At 70.8% G+C, this 22,570-nt stretch carries 17 protein-coding genes; 8 read left to right on the forward strand and 9 right to left on the reverse strand.

Annotated features, from left to right (window positions below; translation table 11 throughout):
* Nucleotides 1-42: 42 nt before the first annotated feature.
* Both ACIA8X_RS06685 and ACIA8X_RS06690 read left to right on the forward strand, forming a co-directional pair.
* Nucleotides 43-570, forward strand: a complete 528-nt coding sequence (locus ACIA8X_RS06685; RefSeq protein ID WP_093908257.1) for a universal stress protein — start codon at nucleotides 43-45, stop codon at nucleotides 568-570.
* A 151-nt stretch (nucleotides 571-721) separates the two neighbouring features.
* Nucleotides 722-1,288, forward strand: a complete 567-nt coding sequence (locus tag ACIA8X_RS06690) for a GPR1/FUN34/YaaH family transporter (RefSeq protein ID WP_399457906.1) — start codon at nucleotides 722-724, stop codon at nucleotides 1,286-1,288.
* Nucleotides 1,289-1,352: 64 nt separating this feature from the next.
* On the opposite strand, the gene ACIA8X_RS06695 is transcribed toward ACIA8X_RS06690, so the two are convergent.
* Nucleotides 1,353-2,477: a sulfotransferase family protein gene (locus ACIA8X_RS06695; protein WP_399457907.1), complete on the reverse strand. Its 1,125-nt coding sequence runs from the start codon at nucleotides 2,475-2,477 to the stop codon at nucleotides 1,353-1,355.
* A gap of 90 nt (nucleotides 2,478-2,567) precedes the next feature.
* A complete protein-coding gene (locus ACIA8X_RS06700; protein ID WP_399457908.1) occupies nucleotides 2,568-3,623 on the reverse strand; it encodes a LacI family DNA-binding transcriptional regulator in 1,056 nt (351 codons plus the stop codon).
* 381 nt (nucleotides 3,624-4,004) lie between these two features.
* Here ACIA8X_RS06700 and ACIA8X_RS06705 point away from each other — a divergent pair, with 381 nt between their 5' ends.
* The 4 genes from ACIA8X_RS06705 to ACIA8X_RS06720 all read left to right on the forward strand — a co-directional run bounded on the left by ACIA8X_RS06705 (nucleotide 4,005) and on the right by ACIA8X_RS06720 (nucleotide 8,872).
* Nucleotides 4,005-5,330: an ABC transporter substrate-binding protein gene (locus ACIA8X_RS06705; RefSeq protein ID WP_393452059.1), complete on the forward strand. Its 1,326-nt coding sequence runs from the start codon at nucleotides 4,005-4,007 to the stop codon at nucleotides 5,328-5,330.
* On the forward strand, nucleotides 5,327-6,355 hold the full coding sequence (locus ACIA8X_RS06710; RefSeq protein WP_399457909.1) for a carbohydrate ABC transporter permease: 1,029 nt from the start codon (nucleotides 5,327-5,329) through the stop codon (nucleotides 6,353-6,355). Before ACIA8X_RS06705 ends, ACIA8X_RS06710 begins: the two co-directional genes overlap by 4 nt.
* A complete protein-coding gene (locus tag ACIA8X_RS06715) occupies nucleotides 6,352-7,257 on the forward strand; it encodes a carbohydrate ABC transporter permease (protein WP_393457614.1) in 906 nt (301 codons plus the stop codon). Before ACIA8X_RS06710 ends, ACIA8X_RS06715 begins: the two co-directional genes overlap by 4 nt.
* A gap of 184 nt (nucleotides 7,258-7,441) precedes the next feature.
* Nucleotides 7,442-8,872 carry a GH1 family beta-glucosidase gene (locus tag ACIA8X_RS06720; RefSeq protein ID WP_393457611.1) on the forward strand — a complete coding sequence of 477 codons (1,431 nt, stop codon included), beginning with the start codon at nucleotides 7,442-7,444 and terminating at the stop codon, nucleotides 8,870-8,872.
* 62 nt (nucleotides 8,873-8,934) lie between these two features.
* Here ACIA8X_RS06720 and ACIA8X_RS06725 read toward each other — a convergent pair whose 3' ends face one another.
* Nucleotides 8,935-9,789: a hypothetical protein gene (locus ACIA8X_RS06725; RefSeq protein WP_393457608.1), complete on the reverse strand. Its 855-nt coding sequence runs from the start codon at nucleotides 9,787-9,789 to the stop codon at nucleotides 8,935-8,937.
* Nucleotides 9,786-15,038, reverse strand: a complete 5,253-nt coding sequence (locus ACIA8X_RS06730) for a caspase family protein (RefSeq protein WP_393457605.1) — start codon at nucleotides 15,036-15,038, stop codon at nucleotides 9,786-9,788. The genes ACIA8X_RS06725 and ACIA8X_RS06730 overlap by 4 nt, the downstream gene beginning before the upstream one ends.
* An 80-nt stretch (nucleotides 15,039-15,118) precedes the next feature.
* Between ACIA8X_RS06730 and ACIA8X_RS06735 the strand changes: the two genes are divergently transcribed.
* Nucleotides 15,119-16,684 (forward strand): oxidoreductase, encoded by a 1,566-nt coding sequence (locus ACIA8X_RS06735; RefSeq protein ID WP_393457602.1) that lies wholly within the window; start codon nucleotides 15,119-15,121, stop codon nucleotides 16,682-16,684.
* Between the two features lie 91 nt (nucleotides 16,685-16,775).
* Here the strand turns inward: ACIA8X_RS06735 and ACIA8X_RS06740 are convergent, their stop codons facing one another.
* The 3 genes from ACIA8X_RS06740 to ACIA8X_RS06750 form a co-directional block, all read right to left on the reverse strand.
* Nucleotides 16,776-18,245, reverse strand: a complete 1,470-nt coding sequence (locus ACIA8X_RS06740; RefSeq protein WP_393457599.1) for a cellulose binding domain-containing protein — start codon at nucleotides 18,243-18,245, stop codon at nucleotides 16,776-16,778.
* A gap of 107 nt (nucleotides 18,246-18,352) precedes the next feature.
* Nucleotides 18,353-19,756 carry a sensor histidine kinase gene (locus ACIA8X_RS06745; RefSeq protein WP_393457596.1) on the reverse strand — a complete coding sequence of 468 codons (1,404 nt, stop codon included), beginning with the start codon at nucleotides 19,754-19,756 and terminating at the stop codon, nucleotides 18,353-18,355.
* Nucleotides 19,753-20,442 (reverse strand): response regulator transcription factor, encoded by a 690-nt coding sequence (locus ACIA8X_RS06750; protein WP_393457593.1) that lies wholly within the window; start codon nucleotides 20,440-20,442, stop codon nucleotides 19,753-19,755. Before ACIA8X_RS06750 ends, ACIA8X_RS06745 begins: the two co-directional genes overlap by 4 nt.
* Nucleotides 20,443-20,588: 146 nt before the next feature.
* Between ACIA8X_RS06750 and ACIA8X_RS06755 the strand changes: the two genes are divergently transcribed.
* Nucleotides 20,589-21,119, forward strand: a complete 531-nt coding sequence (locus ACIA8X_RS06755; RefSeq protein ID WP_399457910.1) for a hypothetical protein — start codon at nucleotides 20,589-20,591, stop codon at nucleotides 21,117-21,119.
* 1 nt (nucleotide 21,120) lies between these two features.
* Here ACIA8X_RS06755 and ACIA8X_RS06760 read toward each other — a convergent pair whose 3' ends face one another.
* Together ACIA8X_RS06760 and ACIA8X_RS06765 are read right to left on the reverse strand one after the other, a co-directional pair.
* On the reverse strand, nucleotides 21,121-21,990 hold the full coding sequence (locus ACIA8X_RS06760; RefSeq protein WP_399457911.1) for a spermidine synthase: 870 nt from the start codon (nucleotides 21,988-21,990) through the stop codon (nucleotides 21,121-21,123).
* Between the two features lie 46 nt (nucleotides 21,991-22,036).
* Nucleotides 22,037-22,480: a hypothetical protein gene (locus ACIA8X_RS06765; protein ID WP_393457584.1), complete on the reverse strand. Its 444-nt coding sequence runs from the start codon at nucleotides 22,478-22,480 to the stop codon at nucleotides 22,037-22,039.
* Nucleotides 22,481-22,570 lie beyond the last annotated feature (90 nt).

The raw sequence follows: 22,570 nt of genomic DNA on the forward strand, positions 1-22,570 counted from the left end.
TCGCGGGGCCCACCCATAAAGGATCACTACGCCGAGACATCCATGGCCGGTCACGAATTCTTCGAACCCGCGGACCGCAAGCGGCCCGTCGCCGACCCCACGGCGGCCGAGCCCCTGGCGGCGGAAGAGCCACGCCACTCCTGCGACCCCGCCTTCAAGCACGGCGTCGTAGTCGGCTTCGACGGCTCCACCTCCAGCGAGCGCGCCCTCGCGTACTCCATCGGCATGGCCCATCGCTCCGGGTCGGGCCTGATCATCGTCCACGTCGCCAACCGGCTGCCCACCACGGTGTGGGCCGGCTGCGAGCCGCCGGTCTTCGTCGACGTGCCGGACCACCGGACCGAGGTGCTCGGCCTCGAACTCGCCTGCGCCGACTATCTCGCCGAGGTGCCCTGGATCCTCGTCGAGCGCGGCGGCGACATCTGCCACGAACTCGAAGAGGTCGGGCGGGAGTACGAGGCGGACGCGATCGTCGTCGGCTCCACGCACGGCATCGTCGGCCGGATCTTCGGCTCCGTCGCCGGGCGGCTCGCCAAGCGCGCCAAGCGTCCTGTCGTTGTCATTCCGTAACTCGCCGTTGTCCCAGGTGAGATGAGCCGTTCGAGACAGCGGGCTCCTTCTTGCGATGTGTGAACCTACTCGCGCGTAGAGGTGTTTGTGCCTTTGTGAAGGGCATATACCGGTCACCGCACAACAGCACATTGCATGAAGGGAGCCCGCCGTGGACAACGACGTCTCCGCGGGAAGCGGAATCACCACCGTGGTCGGCCGACTCGCCCTGGGAATCACCCTGTTGGCCTTCGGGCTGGGGTACACCGGTGTGATCGACGGTGTGTCGGCTGCTGACGCCGTATCAATCGCCCAGTACGTGGGCGGCATAGCCCTCTTCGTCACCGGCCTGATGGCCCTGCGAGACCGGGACAGCGCGAACGGGACCGCGTTCGTGGTGCTCGGTGCACTCTGGTTCACGTGGGCCGTCTCGGCCGACGCGACCGTCTCCGCCAATGCGGCCGGGTTGTTCCTGCTGCTGTTCGCCCTGGTGGCGCTGTCCCTCACCCTCGCCGGTGGTGACCAGCTCGGTCAGGGTGCCTACGGGCTGTTCTTCGTGTCCCTGCTCCTCATGGCGATCGCCGGCTTCGCCGACAACGACGGGCTCACCAAGGTGGGCGGCTGGTTCGCCGTTGCCGCGGGTGCGGTCGCCTGGTACGCCGCGACCGCGGCGCTGGCCCACTGGCCGACCGCCCTTCCGCGACGCGCTGCCGGCCGGGGCGTGACGGCCACCGGTTAGCTGCGCGGGCTGGGGAGTTGGGCGGCTCCCCGGCGCTCGAACGGACCCCCCGTGACAGGTGGCATCACGTGGGGGTCCGTCCTTGTTTCGTCGGCCTGTGCGGGTGGGTGGGGGCTGGTCGCGCAGTTCCCCGCGCCCCTTGGGGCGTTGTTCGACCGTCACCGGACAGGCCACCCAAAGCATGGGTGCCCGGTGCGCAGCTCTCCGTCAGGGCGGCGAACTCGGCTGCTGGCAGCCTGCTCGCGGAGCCGCGGCGGCTGTGGTCGAGCAAGGCGGACCCGGTGTCCAGCCACTGCGGCCGGGGGGCGACGCCGAGGAACTCGGCCAGGCGGGTGAGTTCTTCGGCCGGCTTGTCGAGGAGGTCCTCGTAGGCGAGTGTCGTGCGCTGGACGGCCGGGAGCCGGGTGAGGAACTCCGCGCCGTCGGTGACGAGTTCGGACCACAGGGCGCCGAAGCTGCGCAGGGGGATGTCCCGGTCGCGTACGAGGGCGGGGTCGAAGCGGTCGTCGAGCAGCGGGGAGAGGTCGGCGGGGAGCGCGCGCACGTGCTCGGGCGTCAGGTCGGCGAAGCTGTCGATGCCGGCTCGTTCCTTGATCTCGCGCAGCAGCAGGATCGTGCGGTATCCGGGATGGCGGCTCATGGACAGGGCGCAGTCCGGCCCGTCCCTGAACATGTGCACGAACCTCGCGTCCGGGAACGTGTCCCGTAGCCCCGGTGCCCAGCCGGTCGAGTAACCGGACCGCTCCACGACGGCGGTCCGTCCGAACCGCGTGCAGAGCAGTCCGAACAGGGCTCGGTGGTGCTCGGCGGCGGTGCGCTCGGGCCAGCGGACCACCGCCGCGCCGAGTTCGTCGAGAAGCCCGTCCGGGTCGTCGGTGAGGTGGGGCAGCACCATCAGGGAAAGCGCGGGGATTCCGGTCGTCTCCGCCGTGTACCTGCCGGGGCGGCGTGTGTAGAGGAATTCCGGGAGGGGCAGGTCGCTGCGGATCATCCGCTCGAAGTGAGGGGCGGGCCGGTAGAGCAGCTGCCAGAACTCCTCACCCGTCACCGTCCCTTCGGGGAAGGCCGCGTCGCCCACGGAGGCCATGAACTCGTTGAGGCTCAGTACGTCCGGGTGGGCGTTGAGGATGCGGGACAGCGCGGTCGAGCCGCTACGTCCCGTACCGATGACGAAGGTCAAGGAACGCATGGTCATCCTCCGCAGTCCGCGCCGGTCGTCGCCTGTGGGGCCGTTCGCCCCGTGCGCAGTCCTACTCTGCCCGGTCCGAGCAGCCTGCCCTCAGGACGAAGTCCTCATCACCAACTCCGTCGCCAGCACCATCTGCGGCCTCTCCAGCCCCCGCGACACCGCCGGCCTGCGGTCCGCGATCTCGGCGAGGAGGAGCTCCAGCATTCGGCGGCCCATCTCCTCGATCGGCTGGCGGACGCTGGTGAGGGGCGGCTCCATGTGGCGGGCGATGGCCGAGTCGTCGTAGCCGACGAGGGCCACGTCGTCGGGGATACGGCGGCCCACCTCGCGCAGCACCTGGCGGGCGCCCGCCGCCGTCACGTCCGATGCCGCGAAGACCGCGTCCAGGTCGGGGCAGCGGGCGAGCAGGGCCTTCATCGCCGCGGCGCCGCCCTCCTCCGTGAAGTCGCCGGGCTCGATCAGCCGTTCGTCCGCCTTGTGCCCCGCGTCGCGCAGGGCGTCGCGGTAGCCGTCGACGCGGCGCTGGGCACCGTAGACGTCGAGGCGGCCGGTGATGTGGGCGACGCGGGAGCGGCCGCGGGCCAGCAGGTGCTCGGTGGCCGAGCGGCCGCCACCGTAGTTGTCCGAGTCGACGGAGGTCAGGGTCTCCGCGGCCGAGCGGGGGCCGCTGATCACCGCCGGGATCTCCAGCTGGGCCAGCAGGTCCGGCAGGGGGTCGTCGGCGTGGACCGAGACCAGGAGCACGCCGTCCACGCGGTGCGCCGCCAGGTACTGGGCCAGCCTGCGCCGCTCCCGGTCGCTGCCCGCGAAGATCAGCAGCAGCTGCATCTCGGTGTCGGCGAGCCCGGCGCCCACGCCCTTGAGCATGTCCGAGAAGTACGGCTCCGCGAAGAAACGCGTCTCCGGCTCGGGGACGACCAGCGCGATCGCGTCCGTGCGGTTCGCCGCGAGGGCCCGGGCGGCCGTGTTGGGGACGTAGCCGAGCTCCGCGACCGCCGCTTCCACCGCCGCGCGTGTCGCGTCGCTGACCCGGGGCGAACCGTTGATCACCCGGGAGACGGTGCCGCGGCCGACGCCCGCGCGCGCCGCCACCTCTTCGAGGGTGGGTCGGCCGCCGCTCCGGCCCCGCGCTCCGTGGGTTGCCATGGGCTCCGCCTTCCCGCCGTTGTCTCTGTGCTGGCCTGGAATTTAACAGTCCTGCCAGGGAGAGTGACCGTTGCTGGGGGCTGCCGCCCCCAGGCCCCGCTTCGGCCCCGAAAGGGCCTCGTCCTCAAACGCCGGACGGGCTGGGTTAGTCCAGTTAACGGCCCGATAACTGAACGCATCTCTCCGCGTCGACTCCCTTGACACCCCCGCCCGGACCGACGAACCTTCAACACATCACCTGTGGGAGCGCTCCCACAGTACCTGACACATACACATCCCGCACGTTCCCCGCCCGAGCCGCAGCGATGCAAGATGACGTTTCAACGGGCCCAACAATGCCGTTGGCCGGGGGGTCGGCACGTCAGGCAACAGGAGGACGCAATGCGCACGAGTACCCGCGGGTTCCGCCGGCTGATGGCCTTCACGGCCGCGGCCGCGCTGACGACAGGGCTGCTCGCCGGCTGCGCCGAGGACTCGGACGACGGCTCCGGGAACGAGGGCGGTGGAAACGGCGGGGGTGGCAAGACCACCCTCACCGTCGGCACCTTCGGCACCTTCGGCTACAAGCAGGCCGGCCTCTACGACGAGTACATGAAGCTCAACCCGGACGTCACGATCAAGGAGAACGTCACCACCCGCACCGACGTCTACTGGCCCAAGGTCCTCACCCGACTGCAGGCCGGCGCCGGGGCCGACGACATCCAGGCCATCGAGGTCATGAACATCACCGAGGCCGTGGAGACGCAGGGCGACAAGTTCGTGGACCTCGGCAAGGAGGTCGACAAGTCGCAGTGGCTGGACTGGAAGAACGCCCAGGCCACCACCAAGGACGGCAAGCTGATCGGCCTCGGCACCGACGTCGGCCCGATGGCGATCTGCTACCGCAAGGACCTGTTCGAGAAGGCCGGCCTGGAGACCGACCGGACCAAGCTCGCCGCGCAGTGGAAGGGCGACTGGGGCAAGTACGTCGACCTCGGCAAGCAGTACATGAAGAAGGCGCCCGACGGCACCAAGTTCGTGGACTCGGCCTCCTCGGTCTACAACGCGGCCCTCGGCGGCGAGCCCGAGCGCTACTACCAGACGGACGGCACCGTCACCTGGGACAAGTCGAAGAGCGTCAAGAACGCCTGGGACGTCGCCATGGACGTGGCGACCAGCGACATGTCGGCGAAGCTCAAGCAGTTCGACAAGCCGTGGGACCAGGGCTACGCCAACGGCACCTTCGCCACGGTGGCCTGCCCGGCCTGGATGATCGGCTACATCCTGGAGAAGTCCGGTGACGCGGGCAAGGGCAAGTGGGACGTGGCGGCGGCGCCGACCGCGGCCAACTGGGGCGGTTCGTTCATCGGCGTGCCGACGTCGAGCAAGCACCAGAAGGAGGCCATCGCGCTGGCGAAGTGGCTGACCGCGCCCGAGCAGCAGGCGAAGGTCTTCGCCAAGCAGGCCAGCTTCCCGTCGACCCCGTCGGCGTACTCGACCCTGAAGCCGGCGACCGCCACCACGGAGTACTTCTCCAACGCGCCGATCACGGAGATCTTCTCGGCCTCCGCCGAGACCATCCCGTCCCAGTACTTCGGCATCAAGGACCAGGCGATCAACACCGCGCTGACCGACGTCGGCATCCTCCAGGTCGAGCAGAAGGGCAAGTCCCCTGACGAGGGCTGGGACGCCGCGTCCGAGGAGATCAAGGACGTGCTCGGCCAGTGAGCAGTTCCAAAGAGGCCCTCGCGCACCCCGCGTCGAGCGCCGACGCCGCGCCCGGTGACCAGCCGGGCGCGGCCGGCCGCGCGCACGGTCGCGGTACGCCGCCGCCGGGGAACAGCTCCTGGCGGAGCCGGCTGTACCGCTGGGACATGAAGGCGTCGCCGTACGCGTTCATCGCCCCCTTCTTCATCGTGTTCGGGGCGTTCTCGCTGATCCCGCTCCTCTACACGGCCTGGTACTCGCTGCACAACGTGCAGCTGGCGAACCTGGACGGCCAGACCTGGACCGGCCTGGACAACTACCAGAACCTGCTGTCCTCGGACTTCTTCTGGAACGCGCTGTGGAACACCTTCACCATCGGCGTGATCTCCACGGTCCCGCAGCTGGTGATGGCGATCGGCCTGGCCCACATGCTCAACTACAAGCTGCGCGGCTCGACCGTGTGGCGGGTCGTGATGCTCACCCCGTACGCCACCTCGGTGGCGGCGGCGACGCTGGTGTTCGTGCTGCTGTACTCCTGGGACGGCGGCATGATCAACTGGCTGCTGGAGTTCGTCGGCATCGACCCCGTCAACTGGCGTGAGTCCGACTGGGGTTCGCAGTTCGCGGTCTCGTCGATCGTGATCTGGCGGTGGACCGGCTACAACGCGCTGATCTACCTCGCCGCCATGCAGGCGATCCCGGCCGACCTGTACGAGTCGGCCGCCATCGACGGCGCCAACCGCTGGCAGCAGTTCATCCATGTGACGATCCCGCAGCTGCGGCCGACGATCCTGTTCACGGTCGTCGTCTCGACGATCGGCGCGACCCAGCTCTTCGGCGAGCCCCTGCTGTTCGGCGGGGTGAGCGGCTCGAAGGGCGGCTCCGAGCACCAGTACCAGACGCTCGGTCTGTACATGTACGACCAGGGCTGGATCATCGGCAACCTCGGCAAGGCGTCCGCGATCGCCTGGTCGATGTTCCTGATCCTGCTGATCGTCGCCGTGATCCAGTTGCTGATCTCCCGACGGCTGAGGAAGTCCCAATGAGTACAAGTCAACTGACGGCACCTCAGGCCGATTCCGAACCCAAGAAGCCCAAGCGCGAGCGCCCCCGGGTGATGGGCGCGGGCAAGCAGCTGCACGCCGGTCCGCTCACCTACGTCGTGCTGTCCGTCTTCGCACTCGTCTCGCTGGCCCCGCTGGTGTGGACGGCGATCGCGGCCTCGCGTACGGACCGGCGGCTCGCGGAGACGCCGCCGCCGCTGTGGTTCGGCGGGAACCTCTTCAAGAACATGGACCGGGCGTGGGAGGAGGCCGGGCTCGGAAAGGCGATGTTCAACACCATGTTCGTCGCGGGCACGATCACCATCAGCACGGTGCTGTTCGCCACGCTCGCCGGGTTCGCCTTCGCCAAGCTCCGCTTCCGGTTCTCCGGCGTCCTGCTGCTGCTGACGATCGGCACGATGATGATCCCGCCGCAGCTGGCGGTCGTACCGCTGTATCTGTGGATGGCGGACCTCGGCTGGTCTAACCAGCTCCAGACGGTCATCCTGCCGACGCTGTGCACGGCCTTCGGTACGTTCTTCATGCGGCAGTACCTGGTGCAGGCGCTGCCGAGCGAGCTGATCGAGGCGGCGAGGGTGGACGGCGCGAGCAGTCTGCGGGTGGTGTGGCACGTGGTCTTCCCGGCCGCCCGGCCCGCGATGGCCGTACTCGGCCTGCTGACCTTCGTGTTCGCCTGGAACGACTTCCTGTGGCCCATCATCGCCCTGAACCAGGAGAACCCGACCGTGCAGGTCGCCCTGAACTCGCTGGGCACCGGCTACGTTCCCGACCAAGCGGTGATCATGGCCGGCGCCCTGCTCGGCACGTTGCCGCTGCTGATCGCGTTTCTGCTGTTCGGCAAGCAGATCGTGGGCGGGATCATGCAGGGCGCGATCAAGGGGTAAACGCTCCGCTTGCAGTGCCGCGATGGGCCGTCGGTTCGCTGCGGCGCCATCGTGGCTGGTCGCGCAGTTCCCCGCGCCCCTTTGGGGCGCTGCTACTCAGCTCGGGGGCCAAGTCACCGCCGCCTCGGCCCCTTCCCCCTTTCCCTCTACTCCGGTCTTCTCGACCCGCCTTGGGAGCGCTTCCATGCCTGAGCCTGAAACGCCCGTCTCCTTTCCTCCCGCCTTCCTCTGGGGTGCCGCGACGTCCGCGTACCAGATCGAGGGAGCGGTGCGGGAGGGCGGCCGTACGCCATCGATCTGGGACACCTTCAGCCATACGCCGGGCCGGACGGCCGGCGGCGAGCACGGTGACATCGCTGTCGACCACTACCACCGCTACCGCGAGGACGTGGCGCTGATGGCCGACCTCGGCCTGGGCGCGTACCGCTTCTCGATCTCCTGGTCGCGCGTCCAGCCGACGGGCCGGGGCCCGGCGGTGCAGGTGGGGCTGGACTTCTACCGCCGCCTGGTCGACGAGCTGCTCGCCGCGGGGATCAAGCCCGCCGTCACCCTCTACCACTGGGACCTGCCGCAGGAGCTGGAGGACGCGGGCGGCTGGCCGGAGCGCGACACGGCGTACCGGTTCGCCGAGTACGCGCAGATCGTGGGCGAGGCGCTCGGCGACCGGGTGGAGCAGTGGATCACGCTCAACGAGCCGTGGTGCAGCGCGTTCCTGGGCTACGGCTCGGGCGTGCACGCGCCGGGCCGTACCGAACCGGTGGCCACGCTGCGGGCGGCCCACCACCTCAACCTCGCGCACGGCCTCGGCACTTCGGCCCTGCGCTCGGTGATGCCGGCCCGCAACTCGGTGGCGCTCAGCCTCAACTCCGCGACGGTACGGCCGGTGTCGCAGGACCCCGCGGACCTGGCGGCGGCCCGGAAGATCGACGACCTGGCCAACGGAGTCTTCCACGGGCCGATCCTGCACGGGGCGTACCCGGAGTCGCTGTTCGCGGCGACGGAGCTGCTGACGGACTGGTCGTACGTCCACGAGGGCGACCTGACCGCGATCAACCAGCCGTTGGACGCGCTGGGGCTGAACTACTACACCCCCGCCCTGGTCTCGGCCGCGGAGACCGAGCTGTCCGGCCCGCGCGCCGACGGCCACGGGGCGAGCGAGCACACCCCCTGGCCGGGCGCGGACGACGTCGCCTTCCACCAGACGCCCGGCGAACGCACCGAGATGGGCTGGACGATCGACCCGACGGGCCTGCACGAGCTGATCATGCGCTACTCCCAGGAGGCACCGGGCCTGCCCCTCTACATCACCGAGAACGGCGCGGCGTACGACGACAAGCCGGACCCCGACGGCCGCGTCCACGACCCGGAGCGCATCGCCTACCTGCACGGCCACCTCACGGCGGTCCGCCGCGCGATCGCCGACGGCGCCGATGTCCGGGGCTACTACCTGTGGTCCCTGATGGACAACTTCGAGTGGGCGTACGGGTACGAGAAGCGGTTCGGGGCGGTGTACGTCGACTACTCGACGCTCGTACGGACGCCGAAGTCGAGTGCGTACTGGTACGGGAAGGCGGCTCGGACGGGGGTGTTGCCGGAGGTGGCGGAGGAGATCTGAGGTCGGCCGGGGACGGGGCGCGGCATGTGGAGGGGGCGTGCCGCGCCCTGGTGGTCGGGCCGCTACGAGCCTCGCAGGCCGTCCGTGATCGCCCGCCCCGTCGCCGCAGCGGTGAGGTACGGGCGGACGTCATGTGCCTTGGCGCCGTTGTGCACCAGGGTGTCGGTCACGCGGGAGCCGAAGTGCGGAGCCAGTTCCTTGGTGAGCGCGACGACGTCTCCCCGGTCCGCGATGTTGCTCCAACGGCTCACCGGGGCGGGCCAACGCCCTTGTCCCTGCGCGGGTTTCGGCAGCAGGCGGTCGAAGACGAGGCGCGGTACCGCGAGCGGAGAGCCGAGGGTGACGAGGGTGAGGTCGGGCCAGTCCGGGCGGGCGCAGAGCGTCTCGTAGGCCACCACGGTACCGAGTGAATGGGCCACGATCACTTCCGTGCTCCCGGTCACCGCGGACGCGAAGCGCTCCCGGATCTGTTCGCGCAGCTCCGGCTCGGTGAAGTAGCGACGGACCTGTCGGACGCTGTGGATCATCAGCCGTTCGCTCACTCCGGCGAAGAAGGCGGAGTGGCTCAGCGCGTTGAGTGCCCGCTGCACGACATCCGGAGTGCGCATGCGCGCGGCGGCCTCCGGTCCGGGAACCCGGCTCTCCGCGCCGGCCGCCGTCTCCCACCACTGGAGGAGCAGTTCGCGTTCCAGGCCCTCCTCGACGTCACCGGCGTCGAGTTCGGGAATGCCGAGTCCGCGGTGGCTGGGCGGGCGGAACACGTCTCCGTAGAACGCCATGGCCACGTCGTCGGGGTCGAGGCGGGGTCCGTCGGCCAGGGCGACGCCGTCGCACAGCGCCGGGTACCAGTCGGCGAGCAGCGTCTGGCCGCCTCTGAACTGCTGGGCGATGCCGTGGACGAGGACGACACGGGTCACGACGCATTCCCCCTCTCTCCGCCGGACTTGGTCAGGTGGACGCCGAGCACGACGGCGCCCATGTACGTCGCCACACAGACCCGGTCCCCGCCCACGGCCACATCCGCGACGCTGCTGCCGATGTCGAGTTCCGCCGACCAGGTGGGGGACTCCATGTCCCACACCCGCACGACGCCGTAGCCGTCGGCCGCGATCAGTGCTTGTGCTCCGTGGATTTCCGCGACTCGGAGGGCACGGACGGCTGACGGGAACGGCTCCAGGTCGACGCCGATGTCGGTTCCGTCGGACGGGTCCCAGAAGTGGAGTCGGCCGTCGCCGGCGCCGGAGACGATGATGTCGCGGTCGAGGTGGGCGAAGTCGACGCTGTAGGCGCCTCTGCTGTGGCCGGCGAGGGGTTCCGAGAACGGCTCGCCTGTGCGCAGGTTCCATAGCCGGACGGTTCCGTCACCCGAAGCGCTTGCGACGAGATCGGCATCTGCGACCCTGCATGCTCGTAAGCCGAGCACCAGGGCCGTGTGACCGTTCATCGGCGGGCATATGGGCGACTGGGTGTGCAGGTCCCAAGCGTGCAGTACGTGGTCGGTGTCGGCGGTCACCACTACGGATCTGCCGTCCGGGGCATACACGCACACCTGTGTGGATGAGCCGGACCGTCGACCCAGCCGTCGGCGGGGTTCCAGAGCCCAGGCCTCCGCGTGCATCCAGCCGCTGCGAACGACGACCGTCTCGCCGTCCACGTGGTCAGTGGCCGCGTCATTTACCGTGCCGACGGCTGACACGATGTGGGCGGCTGTCTGCAGCCCATCGCCGAGCCCGTGGAACCGTACCGTCCCGTCGATGCTCGCTGTGACAACGGTCTGGCCACCGTCGGCAGCGGGGACGACGCCCACCGAGACCAAGGAGTGATCCGTACCGCACAGCGCCTCTCCGACGGGCTGCATGGCGGTCAGGTCCCAGACCCGCACCTCGCGCGAGGAGGCGGTGATGGCCACGGGAACGCCGTCCACCCGCCCCAGCGCCGGAGCCGGGGGGTCCTCCGTGCCGCCCAGCCGGACCAGGCCGTCCAGCGGTGGGCCCAGAGCGGTGCCGGTTTCCAGATCCCAGACACGTGCCGTGTTGTCGAGGGCGGCGGACGCCACCAGGGTGGTCGTGCCGACCCGCGCCAGTGTCCCCGTCCTGATGAAGTTCGTGTGGCCGAGGAGAGGGCCGCTGACGACGGCATGCGTGGCGATGTCGTGGACGTACAGTCCATTGCCCTCACGGCTGGAGAGAACGACCGGACGGCCATCGTGGAAGGCCACGCCCACGGCCATCGCGGTCGGTGACAGGTCCTCGATGTCGAAGTGCGCGAACGGTCCGCTCGGCCGGCCCGTCTCACTGCCGTTCACCCGCCACACATAGGCGTGGTCGAGCGAGGTGGCGATGGCGATCTCCAGGTGCTGGGGGGTGGAGCGGATCGCCAGATGGTGTACGGCGCCGATGTGGCCCGCGAGCGGGGGCGCGATCGCGGTGCCGCCGCGTGCGGACCAGATCCGGACCGTGCCGTCCTCTCCCCCGCTGACCACGACCGGCTCGTCTGCCAGCGTGCCGAGTGCCACGCACCGGACGACGTTGGTGTGCCCCCTCAGCGGCGGGCCCAGTGCCTCGCCCCGCAGCGGATCCCAGAGCCGTACGGTGCTGTCCGCGCCTCCGGTGACGGCCAGCAGACGCCCGCCGACGTCGCCCATGGCCACGGCACGCACCTGACCGCGATGGCCCTCCATGGGCGGTCCTGCCTGCTGACGGGTGCGCAAATCCCACAGCCGAGCCGACCCGTCGTTCCCGCCCGTGACCGCCAGGGGACGTCCCCGTACGTCATGGAGAGCCACCGAGAGCACCTGGCCCGTGTGGCCGTCCACCGGCTGGTCGCTCGACAGGTCCCAGATGCGGGCGGTGCGGTCGTCGCCGACCGTGACCGCCAGCGACGCGTCCCCCCGGTCGGTGAGCGCGGCCGCGTTGATGTCGTAGACGTGCCCGCGCAGCGGAGGGCCGAGTTGACGAAGCGTCCGTAAGTCCCACAGCCGGGCGTCGTGGGCCCCGGCGGTCAGGGCCACGGGACGGCCCTGGAAGTCACCGATCACAGCGGAGGCGACTCCACTGCGCACCAGGTAGCGATGAGCTGCCACCTGTTCGCCGATCTGGCGGCGTTCGGCCACGTCCCAGAGGCCGAGCATGCCGGACTTGTCGCCCACCAGCGCGACCGTGCGGTCGTCCAGCCGGCCCAGGCACACGGCGCTGACCGCCTCCGCCGGGCCGAGCAGTGGGCTGCCGTCGATACGGGGGTCGCCTCCGGCCGACAAGTCGCTCAGGTCCCAGACGTAGACCGCCTTGTCCTCGCCGCCGGTGACCGCGATCGGACGCCCGTCGAGCTCGCCGAGAGCGGCGTCGAGAACAGTGCGCTTGTGCACGGCCAGGTCGCAGCCGAGTTGTCTCCGCTCGACCAGGTCCCAGATGCGCGCGGTGCCGTCCTGGCTGGCCGTCAGGACGACGGGGCGGCCGTCGAGGGCGCCGATCCGCATGGCTTCGATGCGGTTGGTGTGCCCTCGCAGCGGCTGTCCGTACTCCTGTCCGGCCGAGAGGTCCCAGATCCGCACCGTTCCGTCGACGCCGCCGGTGAGCGCGACCGTGTAGTCCTCCATGTCCCCGATGGCGATCGCACTCACGGCGATGCCGACCGGCAGCGGATCGCCGATCTGCCGTTGCGTGGTGAGGTCCCAGATCCGCGCCGTTCTGTCGAGACCGCCGGTCACCGCGATGGGCCGCCCGTCGAGATCGCCGACGGCCACGCAGGTGACGCCCTTCGTGTGCCCGCTCAGCAGTCGGTGCGCGCCGCTCGCAGACCACCAGGCCCAGCGTGCGGTCCATGGCAGCTCCACGCCGAGTCGGCCGATGCGGTCCGCGAGTTCGTCGGCCTCGCAGCGCCGTGCCGAGAGCTGCAGATCGGCCGCTCGACCGCCGAGTGAACGGTCGGCCGTCAACCGATGTGCCACCTGCTCGTACGCGGTCCGCACCCGCCTGGCGCGTTCGCCCTCGATGGAGGCGAGCGCCCGCAACAGGCTGAGCGGTTCGCTGGCCAGCAGGAACCCTGGGTCATCGACGAGATCGACGAGAGTGCCCGCCGCGTCGGCGTGCGTTGCCAGGTGCCGACGGACGTACGGTGGCGCCGCGAACCAGTCGGGCCGGTCGCCGCCGGGTACCCGGGGTGCGATGCTCACCAGGGCATCGACGACGGCACTTTGGATCTCTGCGGCCGGTCGGCCGAAGGTCGCCCGCAGATGCTCCGCCAGCGCCTTGTGATACAGCCGGTACACCGAGCGCCGGTCGTCGTCGATGACCTCCGCGACATAGGCTCCGGCGACGTCCAGGAGCCAGGAGACGTCCTGTTCCGTGCACTCGGCGCCGGAGAACACGGAGCTGAGCGTGGTCCACACATGCCCCCGGGGAAGGCCCTTGCCCTCGGAGAAGGCGAGCGGGAGCAGCATGCGGCGCACCCGTGGCTCGTCCGGACCGAACCTGGCCAGGTAGTCGTCGAACGCCTCGCCCACCTCGCTGGGCAGCGCCCTCTCCCACCCCGCACGGGAGACGTCCACGACGGAGCAGTCGGATCTCAGGGTGCGAGCCGTCGTCCTGGCGTAGAGGTAGACACCGTCGGCCCGGGCGGCCACTCCCCTGGCCACGGTTTCGGCGAGGTGCGGGAAGCCCCGGTACGGGGTGCGGACCTCCGGCTCCTCGGATGCCAGCAGCACCTTGGTGACGTATCCGGTGACGTCCGCCTCGTCGGCGCAGTAGGCGGGGAGGTCGAGATCGAGGCAGGTGAACGTGGGGCCGAGGGGTGTCACCAGTTCGCGCCGGGTACCGACCAGCAGGCGTACCCCATGGATCTCCGACATCGGGCGCAGCAGTTCGCGGGTGATGCGGCGCGGCTCCCCGTGCCCGCCGGCGTCGGCGGCGGTGTCCGATCCCGCCTCGTCGACGGCGTCGACGACGATGACGATCGGTGCTCCCTGGCGGCCCCGGCGGGTCAGCTCCTGGAGCAGCGCCGCCGTGCCGTCCACTTCGACATCGAGGAAGGCGGCGATCCGTTCGACGACCTCCTCCAGCCGCTTGTGCCGTGCGTGCACGGCGGCCGTGACACAGTCTTCGGGGATCACGGTGGCGGGATCGACGTCCGTCAGCTCGAACCGCGCACGGTACTGGGCGTCCGACAGGGCGACGATCCTGCCCAGCACCGCCGACTTGCCGCACCCGGGGCTTCCGGTGACGACCCGTCCCCTGCTGTCGCCGTCCTCGGCGGTGAGCCACCGCACGAGTTCGGTCAGCACCCGCACTCGCCCGCTGAAGTAGAGCCCTTGCTCGGACTCGAACTCCACACCTCGGGAACGGGGGCCGAAGTGCTCGATCAGATCCCGGGCCGCCACCCTGCGCTGCACTTCGAGGTCGGTGCCGACGGGCGGCAACTCCTCACGGAAGCCGGGGTTGGGCAGGAAGGGCGCCAGGCCGGTGACCAGACCACTGGCGAGTTCGGCGCGTTGGCCGCGCCCTTCGCCGTCGAAGCACTCGTTGACCACCTTGACGAGTTCCGTGAGGTCCACGTACTGCTGCCGCTGCCCCGTACGACCCGTCATGATCTCCACGGAGGTCCGCAGGGCGGTCGCGAAGGCGCCGTCCTCGGCGATGTCCTTGCGGCGGGCGGATGCCAGGAACCACAGCCCGCTGGCCGTTCCCGCACCCCCGTACCGGTAGGCGATCGACTGCAGGGCGACCCCGGCCGCCTCGGCACTGCCCGCACCGGCCGCGCAGGTGTCGAGGATGAGAAGCAGGTGCCGGAGGTCTCCCCGGCACAGGATCCGCACCAGGTCCTCGGTGGCGAGGGCCGTGGTGGCCGGGTCGTCCTCCTGGGAGTCCCAGCACAGGAGGTAGTGCCGGTCGCGCTCCTGCACGAGTCCGTGTCCCGCGAAGTACACGACCACCACGTCGTCGTGGGTCAGCGACGTGTCGGCCGACCAGTGCCGCAGCTTCTGGCGTATCTGCTCGGCCCCGTCGTACTCCCCGAGTCCCGGCAGCACCGCCTGGTACCCGAAGCCTTCGAAGAGTTCGGTCGTCAGGGAGACATCCGCGGGAACGTGGCCCAGTTGTTCTTCGTCCGGCAGATGGCAGTACCTGCCGCTGCCCAACGCCATGAAGAATCGCCGCTCCACTCGCAGCCCCACCGCCCTGCCCCATCGGCTTACGGATGACCGGTTACGCGCCCGTGGTCGCTGCGCGCGGGACAGATGCCTACCCTGCACGGGTGCTCTCATACGCCGAATTGACGCCGCCGGAGCGGGAGTTGTGGGATGCGTTCCCCGAAGGGCGCCCCGTGGATCTGCGCACCGGTGTACCCGAGGACGACCGCGTTGCCGGAGGGGCGGGGTGGGGGCCCGACCGTACGGTCCGCGCCGCCGTGATCGCGGCGCTGCTGCTGGGTGCGAACGCCCCGCAGCCGGGAGCCGTCGCGGTGCTGAGGCTTGCCGGGGCGCGGGTGTCCGGGCATCTCGATCTGGCCGGCGCGCAGATCGGTCACGCGCTGTGGATCGAGGAGTGCTGGTTCGAGGGGTCGGTGAACCTGATGGGAGCGTCGACGCAGGCGCTGATGATCGCGGCGAGCCGAGTGCCCGGCCTCGAAGCCGGATCGGCGGTGGTCGAGGGCTACCTCGTCCTGCGGCGCTCCGTCCTGGAGAGCGGTGCTCCCTCGCTCTTCCACCGCAGCATCACCGCGCTGTCGCTCACCAACTCCCGGGTGACCGGTGGCGTGATCCTCAACGGGGCCGAGATCAGTGCGCCGGGAGGCTGGGCGTTGGCCGCCGGCGGAGCCGTCGTCGAAGGCGGCTTCTTCTGCCAGGGCGGGTTCGTCGCACGCGGTGAGATGCGGTTCCTGGGGGCTCAGTTGACCGGCGGGCTGTTCATGAGGGGGGCTCGTCTGGAGCAGCCCGCGACGCGCGGTGTGGCGCTGGCCCTGGACAACGCCACGGTGGCGAAGCTCGACTTGTCCGAGGGCTTCACCGCGAACGGAACCGTACGGCTGCGGAGCGCTCGGATCGGGGACAGTCTGACCTTCGAGGGAGCCGTCCTGAACGGGCCGCCCGACGGCGCCGGCCCCGCCCTGGTGGGGATGCTGATGCAGGCCGTCGACTTCGACTTCACGCTCGCCAGGACGCCGTCCGGGGTGGTGGATCTGCGGGGCGCGCAGGTGTCGTACCTGCATGAGGGGGAGCACAGTTGGCCGGAGGTGGTGGAGCTGGACGGGTTCGTGTACGGCTCCGTCAAGGTGGCCGCCACGGACGGGACCGGCGAGCGCCGGGAGGCGGTGGGGGCGCGGAGTTCCGTCACCCGCCGGCTCGAGTGGATAGGGCGCAGCCCGGGCTACAGTCCGCAACCGTACGAGCAGTTGGCCCTCTGGTACCGGACGGTCGGTCATGACGACGACGCCCGCCGAGTCCTCCTGGCGAAGCAGCGGCACCGCCGCCGCACCCTGCGGCCTGCCGCACGGGCCTGGGGGCAGCTGCTCGACGCGACCGTCGGCTACGGCTACCGCCCCTGGCTGGCGGGCATCTGGCTGCTGGCGCTGACCCTGCTGGGCACGCTCGTGTTCCGTGCGCACTCTCCGACGCCGGTCAAGCCGGGCGAAGGCGCCCCGTTCCAGCCCTTCGTCTACACACTCGACCTCCTGATCCCCATCGGCGGTCTGGGGCAGCGCTCCTCCTGGTACTGGACGGACGACGGTGTGCAGTGGCTGGCCTACGCGCTGGTCGCCCTGGGCTGGGTACTGACCACGGCCGTCATTGCGGGCGTGACGCGCACGCTCCAGAAGAACTGAGGGAAGACCCGCCCGCCCCGGCCGGATGGGGGGGGAAGACCGGCCGGGGCGCGCAACCCCCGTGTCGTGGGTGTCTCTTGGCGGCTCGGCGTTACTTGCCGTAGGCCGCGAACGCCTTCGAGAACGCGAACTTCTCCTGGAGGACCGAACTGCACGTCGCGTCCGCCGCCGGCTTCTCGCCTCCTGGGCACTGCTTGTCTCGGGTGGCCGACCACATCGACAGCCAGCCGAGGCCCTTGGACTTGGCGAAGTTCACCAGCTGGGTGGCGTCGTCGACCTTGAAGATCTCGGTGGTGACGTCGTTGACGCCGATCATCGGGGTGACGGCGACCGTCTTCCAGGCGGCGCTGTCGGAGAGGCCGAGCACGCTCTTGACCTGGGCCTGGGTGGCGGTGGCCGCCTGTTCGGCGTAGGTGCCCATGTCGCCGCTGTACGCGGGGCCGTAGTCCATCGCCATGATGTTGACGGTGTCGATCCGCACGCCGTTCTGCTTGGCGTCGGCGAGGAGGTCGACGCCCGGCTGGGTCAGACCCTCCGGCATGACGGGGAGGGTGAAGGAGACGTCCAGGTCGGGGTGGGCCTTCTGGAGCTTGGCTATCGCCTGGGCGCGGCGGGTGTTGGCCGCCTTGTCCGGCAGCGCGCCGCCCTCCACGTCGAAGTCGACCTTGGTCAGCTTGTACGCCTCCACGACCTTGCCGTACGCCGCCGCCAGCGCGTCCGCCGAGGAGCAGGTCGTCGCCAGCTCGCTGCCGGCCGCACCGCCGAAGGAGACGCGGACGTCGCCGCCCTTCGACCGCAGCTCACCGATCTGCGCGGCCACCGCGTCGCTGCCGAGGTCCGTGACGCCGCCCCACTTCGGGGTGCAGCCACCGCCGTCGGTGACGAAGGCGAGGTTGTAGTCCTTGACGCCCGTCGCCTGCGCGCTCGCCAGCAGGTCGAAGGCCGGGTAGAGGGACGTGTCGATGTACGGGGCGAAGCCGGCGGTGGATCCCGTTCCGGTGCCGGGGCTTTCCGAGGGCTTGGCGGTGGGGGTCGGGCGCTGGGTCGGGGTGGCGGACGGTCGGGGAGTCGAAGGGGGAGTCGCCGTAGGCGTCGGCGACTGTGTCGGGCGGCCGCTCGGCTCCGGCGTCGCGCTGTCGTCGGTGGAGCACTTCGCGTCGTCGATGAGACAACCGGTCGGCGCGCCCGTGCCGTTGACCACGAAGCCGACCGTCACCGACTCACCGGCCGCCAGGCCGTCCGTGTCCCACTTCGGCGGCGTCACGGTGACGTGCTGCCCGCGCACGCTCGACTCGGCGTTCCACAGGGAGCCGAGCTTCGCGCCCGACGGCAGGTCGAACTCCAGCGTCCAGTCCCGGTCCGCCTGACCGCTGGTGTTCGTGACGACGTACTGCGCGGTGTAACCCGTCGACCAGTCACTGGTCTTCGTGTACGCCGCCCCGACTCCGGCGGCCTGGGCAGTGCCGGTGAACAGGACCGCACCGCCGCCGACCACGGCCGCGGCGACCGCGCCGCCTATCGCCTTGTTCCTGCCACTGACCTTGCGCCGGTGGGTGCTCATCAGGTGCCTGCCTCACTGTTCACGGGGGTGGGTGCGGCAGCACGCTAGCGATTCGGAAACGGGCAAAAGGCCTGATCCGGACGGGGGTCGAGGGCCTTAGGACGCACTTAAGGGAGGGATCGGGGCCGGTTAAAGGTCGAGACCAATCTGCCGGGCCGGCGGCGGCGTACCGACCCCCGATGACCCCGGCGCACCGGCTCTCTCCCGTCCAGCTGGATCCAGATCCGCACCTCGGTGCCGCCCAGCACCGACGACCCGATCCGCACGTCACCGCCCGTCGACTCGGCGAGGCGCCGCACGATGTCCAGCCCGAGCCCGGTCGACCCGGCACTGCCCGAGCCGCGCCCGCGCGCCATCGCCGCCTCGGGGTCGGATATGCCGGGCCCCGCGTCCGAGACGAGCACGATCACCGCGTCCTCGCCGTTGTGCACGTCGACCGCGAACGCCGTGCGCTCGGGCGTGTGCCGGAAGACGTTGCCGAGCAGGGCGTCCAGCGCGGCCGCCAGATCCGCCCGGGCCACGGGTATGCGCACCGGCCGGTCCACGCCGGCCACCCGCACCTTGCGGCCCTCGTCCTCCGCCAGCGCCGACCAGAACCCCATGCGCTCGCGGACCACCTCGGCCGCGTCGCACCCGGCGCCCGGCCCCGCCGCCACCGTCTGCGGCTTGGCGTCCCTGGCCGTACGGATGATCGTGTCGACCTCGCGCTCCAGCTGGGCCACGGCCGCCCTGGTCTGCTCGGCGGCCGGACCGTCCCCGAGCGAGGCCGCGTTCAGCCGCAGCACGGTCAGCGGTGTACGCAGGCGATGGGACAGGTCGGCCGCCAACTCCCGTTCGTTCGCGAGGAGTTGGACGACCTGGTCGGCCATCGAGTTGAACGCGACCGCCGCCAGCCGCAGTTCGGTCGGCCCTTCCTCGGGCACCCGGGCGCCCAGCTTGCCCTCCCCCAGCTCGTGCGCGCCCTCGACCAGGCGCTGCGCGGGCCGCACCATCCTCACGCCCAGCCGGTCGGCGACCGCGACCGACCCGACGATCAGCGCGAGGCCGACCCCGGCGAGTACCGCCCAGGCGGTGGTGAGGCCGTTGGTGACCTCCGCCTCGGGGACGTACACCTCGACGACGGCGATCTCGCCCGAGCTCAGCGCGACGGGCTGGAGCAGCGTGGACCCGCCGGGCACCTCGGTGGTCGAGGCTCGGCCCAGCCGTCGTACGGTCGCGATGTCCGCGGCGGCGGCGCGCTGCCGGCCGAGGTCGACGGCGGCCGAGTCGCCGGACGCCGGTATGTGCACGGCCATGCCCGCGTCCGACCCGGCCGAGGCGACGACCCGCTCCAGCTGGTCCCGGTCGGTGGTGATGGACAGCGCGGGGGCGACGGCGGCGGCCTCCCGCTCGGCGTTGGAGAAGGCGCGGTCGCGGGCCATCTCCCTGATGACGAGGCCGAGCGGCACGGCGAAGGCGACCACGACCATGGCGGTGACCGCCAGACAGACCTTGACCAGTGCCCACCTCATCGCGGCGGCTCCAGCTTCACGCCGACACCCCGCAGGGTATGCAGATAGCGGGGGTTGGCGGCCGTTTCGCCCAGTTTCCGGCGCAGCCAGGACAGATGGACGTCGATGGTCTGGTCGTCGCCGTACGACTGCTGCCACACCTCGGCGAGCAGTTCCTTGCGCGGGACGACGACACCGGGCCGTCCGGCCAGGAAGGCGAGCAGGTCGAACTCGCGGCGGGTGAGGTCCAGAGGTACCCCGTCCAGCTCGGCCTGGCGGCGCAGCGGGTCGACGGTCAGGCCGCCCACGCGCAGCACGCTCGACGGGGCGGCCTCCGCGCTGCCCGACCGGGCGCGGCGCAGGACGGCGGCCATCCGGGCCGACAGGTGCTCGACGGAGAACGGCTTGGTCAGGTAGTCGTCCGCCCCGGCGTTCAGCAGCCGGACGATCTCCGCCTCGTCGTCCCGTGCGGTGGCGATGATCACAGGTACGTCCGTGATGCCGCGCAGCATCTTCAGGGCCTCGGAGCCGTCCAGATCGGGCAGACCGAGGTCCAGGATGACCACGTCGAAACGGAAATGGGCGACCTCGCGCAGCGCCTCCAGCGCCGTCCCGACGCTGCGCACCGTGTGCGTGGCATCGGTCAGGTGCCGGATGAGCGCCGAGCGTACGAACTGGTCGTCCTCGACCACGAGCACACTTGCCATGCGCCGCACCGTACGCCATGCGCCCGAGCCCGGTCCGGGCCTGTGGACAACTCCGTCCCTGTGGACAACGGGACCTCTGCGGGCATCTCGGGACCTGTGGGCGACGGCGCGACACCGCTGCGACGCGTGAGGCAGTATGGCCCGCGATGCGCAGAGGACTCGTACACGTACTGGCTTGGTCGCTCGCCACGGGCGCGGCGGTCACGCTGTCGTGGTGGGGTGTCCACACGGTGATGGCGGGCACGGTGTACGACCGCCCGCGCGCCCTGCCCATCACGGCGGCCGACGCGACCACGCAGGAGTCGAAGCCGCTGGCGTCGTCGACGAATCGGCCGACCCCGTCCAAGAGCCCCTCGAACTCCTCGGCTCCTTCTCCGAAGCCGACCGGGACGCCCCGCACGCCGGCCCCCTCGAACTCGCCGACGCAGCGCCCCAGTCCGACGGCCACCGCGTCCGGCCAGGTCAAGAGCTACGACACCGACGGCGGCCGGGTGGTCTTCGACATCGGTGAGAGCTCCGCGACCCTCGTCTCGGCCACCCCGGGCGCGGGCTGGTCGATGCAGGTGTGGAAGACGGAGACGTGGATCCGGGTGGAGTTCAGCGCGGGCGCGGACCGGGTGTCGGTGTTCTGCACCTGGCACGACGGGCCGCCGCGGGTGGAGATCGGGAACTACTGAGTCACCGGAACACCGCCGGGGGCGGGGCCGGGGAGGCCACCGCCGCGAGGTCCGTCACGGGTACGGCCCCACCGGTGAAGTCGGTGAGCGCCTTGCCGTGTTCGACCCGGCCGGGGTGCGGGTCGGAGGCGGCTCGGCGGGTCAGTTCGGCGAGCGGAAGCGGGCGGTCGGAGGCGACGAGGACGGCGTTGCCGAAGCGTTTTCCGCGCAGTACGGCCGGGTCGGCGACCAGGGCGAGTTCCCCGAAGCGGGCGCCGGAGGTGGCGATCTGGCCGCGCAGATGGGTCAGCGGCGGCCCGTCGGCGAGGTTGGCGGCGTACACGCCATCGGGCTTCAGCGCCCTGCGGACGTCGTCGAGGAATTCCGTCGAGGTCAGGTGGGCGGGTGTACGAGCCCCGCTGAACACATCGGCGATGACGAGGTCGGCCCAGGCGTCGGGCACCTTGGCGAGCCCGTCGCGCGCGTCCGCCGACCGCACGCGGATCCGGGCGTTCGGATCCAACGGCAGCTCGCGCCGGACCAGTTGGACAAGGGTGGCGTCCCGCTCGACGACCTGCTGGGTGGAGCGGGGGCGGGTGGCGGCGACGTATCGGGCGAGAGTCAGCGCACCACCGCCGAGGTGCACGGCGTGGACGGGCTTGCCCGGCGGGGCGACGAGATCGATGACGTGCCCCAGGCGCCGCTGGTATTCGAAGGAGAGGTACGCCGGGTCGTCCAGATCGACGTGCGACTGAGGAGCTCCGTCGATCAGGAGCGTCCACGCCCGGGCACGGTCCGGGTCGGGTATCAGCTCGGCCAGCCCACCGTCGACGCGCTCGACGACGGCTTCGGCCGTGACCGACCGACGCCGGACGTTCCTGGACTTCCTCATTGGGTCATTGTCACAGGTGGCAGGCAGTGCCGCCCGGGCAGCCGGGTCACCGGCAGTTGTCGGCCGCCTCGATCAACCGCGCCGCTTCCCCCAGCGCCGCCCGCAGCGCGGCGGGATCCGTGGCCAGGTCCGCCTCGCCGGGCGGCAGCAGCCAGTCCGAGCCCTCGACCGGCGGCTCGGGGTCCAGGTTGAGGCGCAGCCCCCGGCCCTCGGTCTCCGTACAGGTGCTGCCCGGCATGTCCCAGGCGGCAGCCGTGCCCGGCGGGACCACGAAGCCGAGTGTGTCGCCACCGTCGTCGTGCAGGACGGGACCCACGCCGTCCCCCTCCCCGGCCCCGCGGCGCAGGATGTCGACCGCCTCCAGCCCCTGCCGCGCCGGAACGGTGACCACGTCGCAGCCCGCGCCCGGCGGCTCGCTGCACTCCGCGGTCGGCGCATGCCCCGCCGTGTTCATCGGCGTACGAGGAACGATGCTCTGGCTGGTCTCCATCCCGACCTCCACCACGGAACCCCTTTTGCAGTCCGAAGAGTTCAACGCGGGGCGGCGTCAACGGCTACGGCGGAAGTGCGCCGCAAAGGA

Origin of the sequence: Streptomyces sp. NPDC051738 (assembly GCF_044453205.1) — a bacterium.
Classification (GTDB): Bacteria; Actinomycetota; Actinomycetes; order Streptomycetales; family Streptomycetaceae; genus Streptomyces.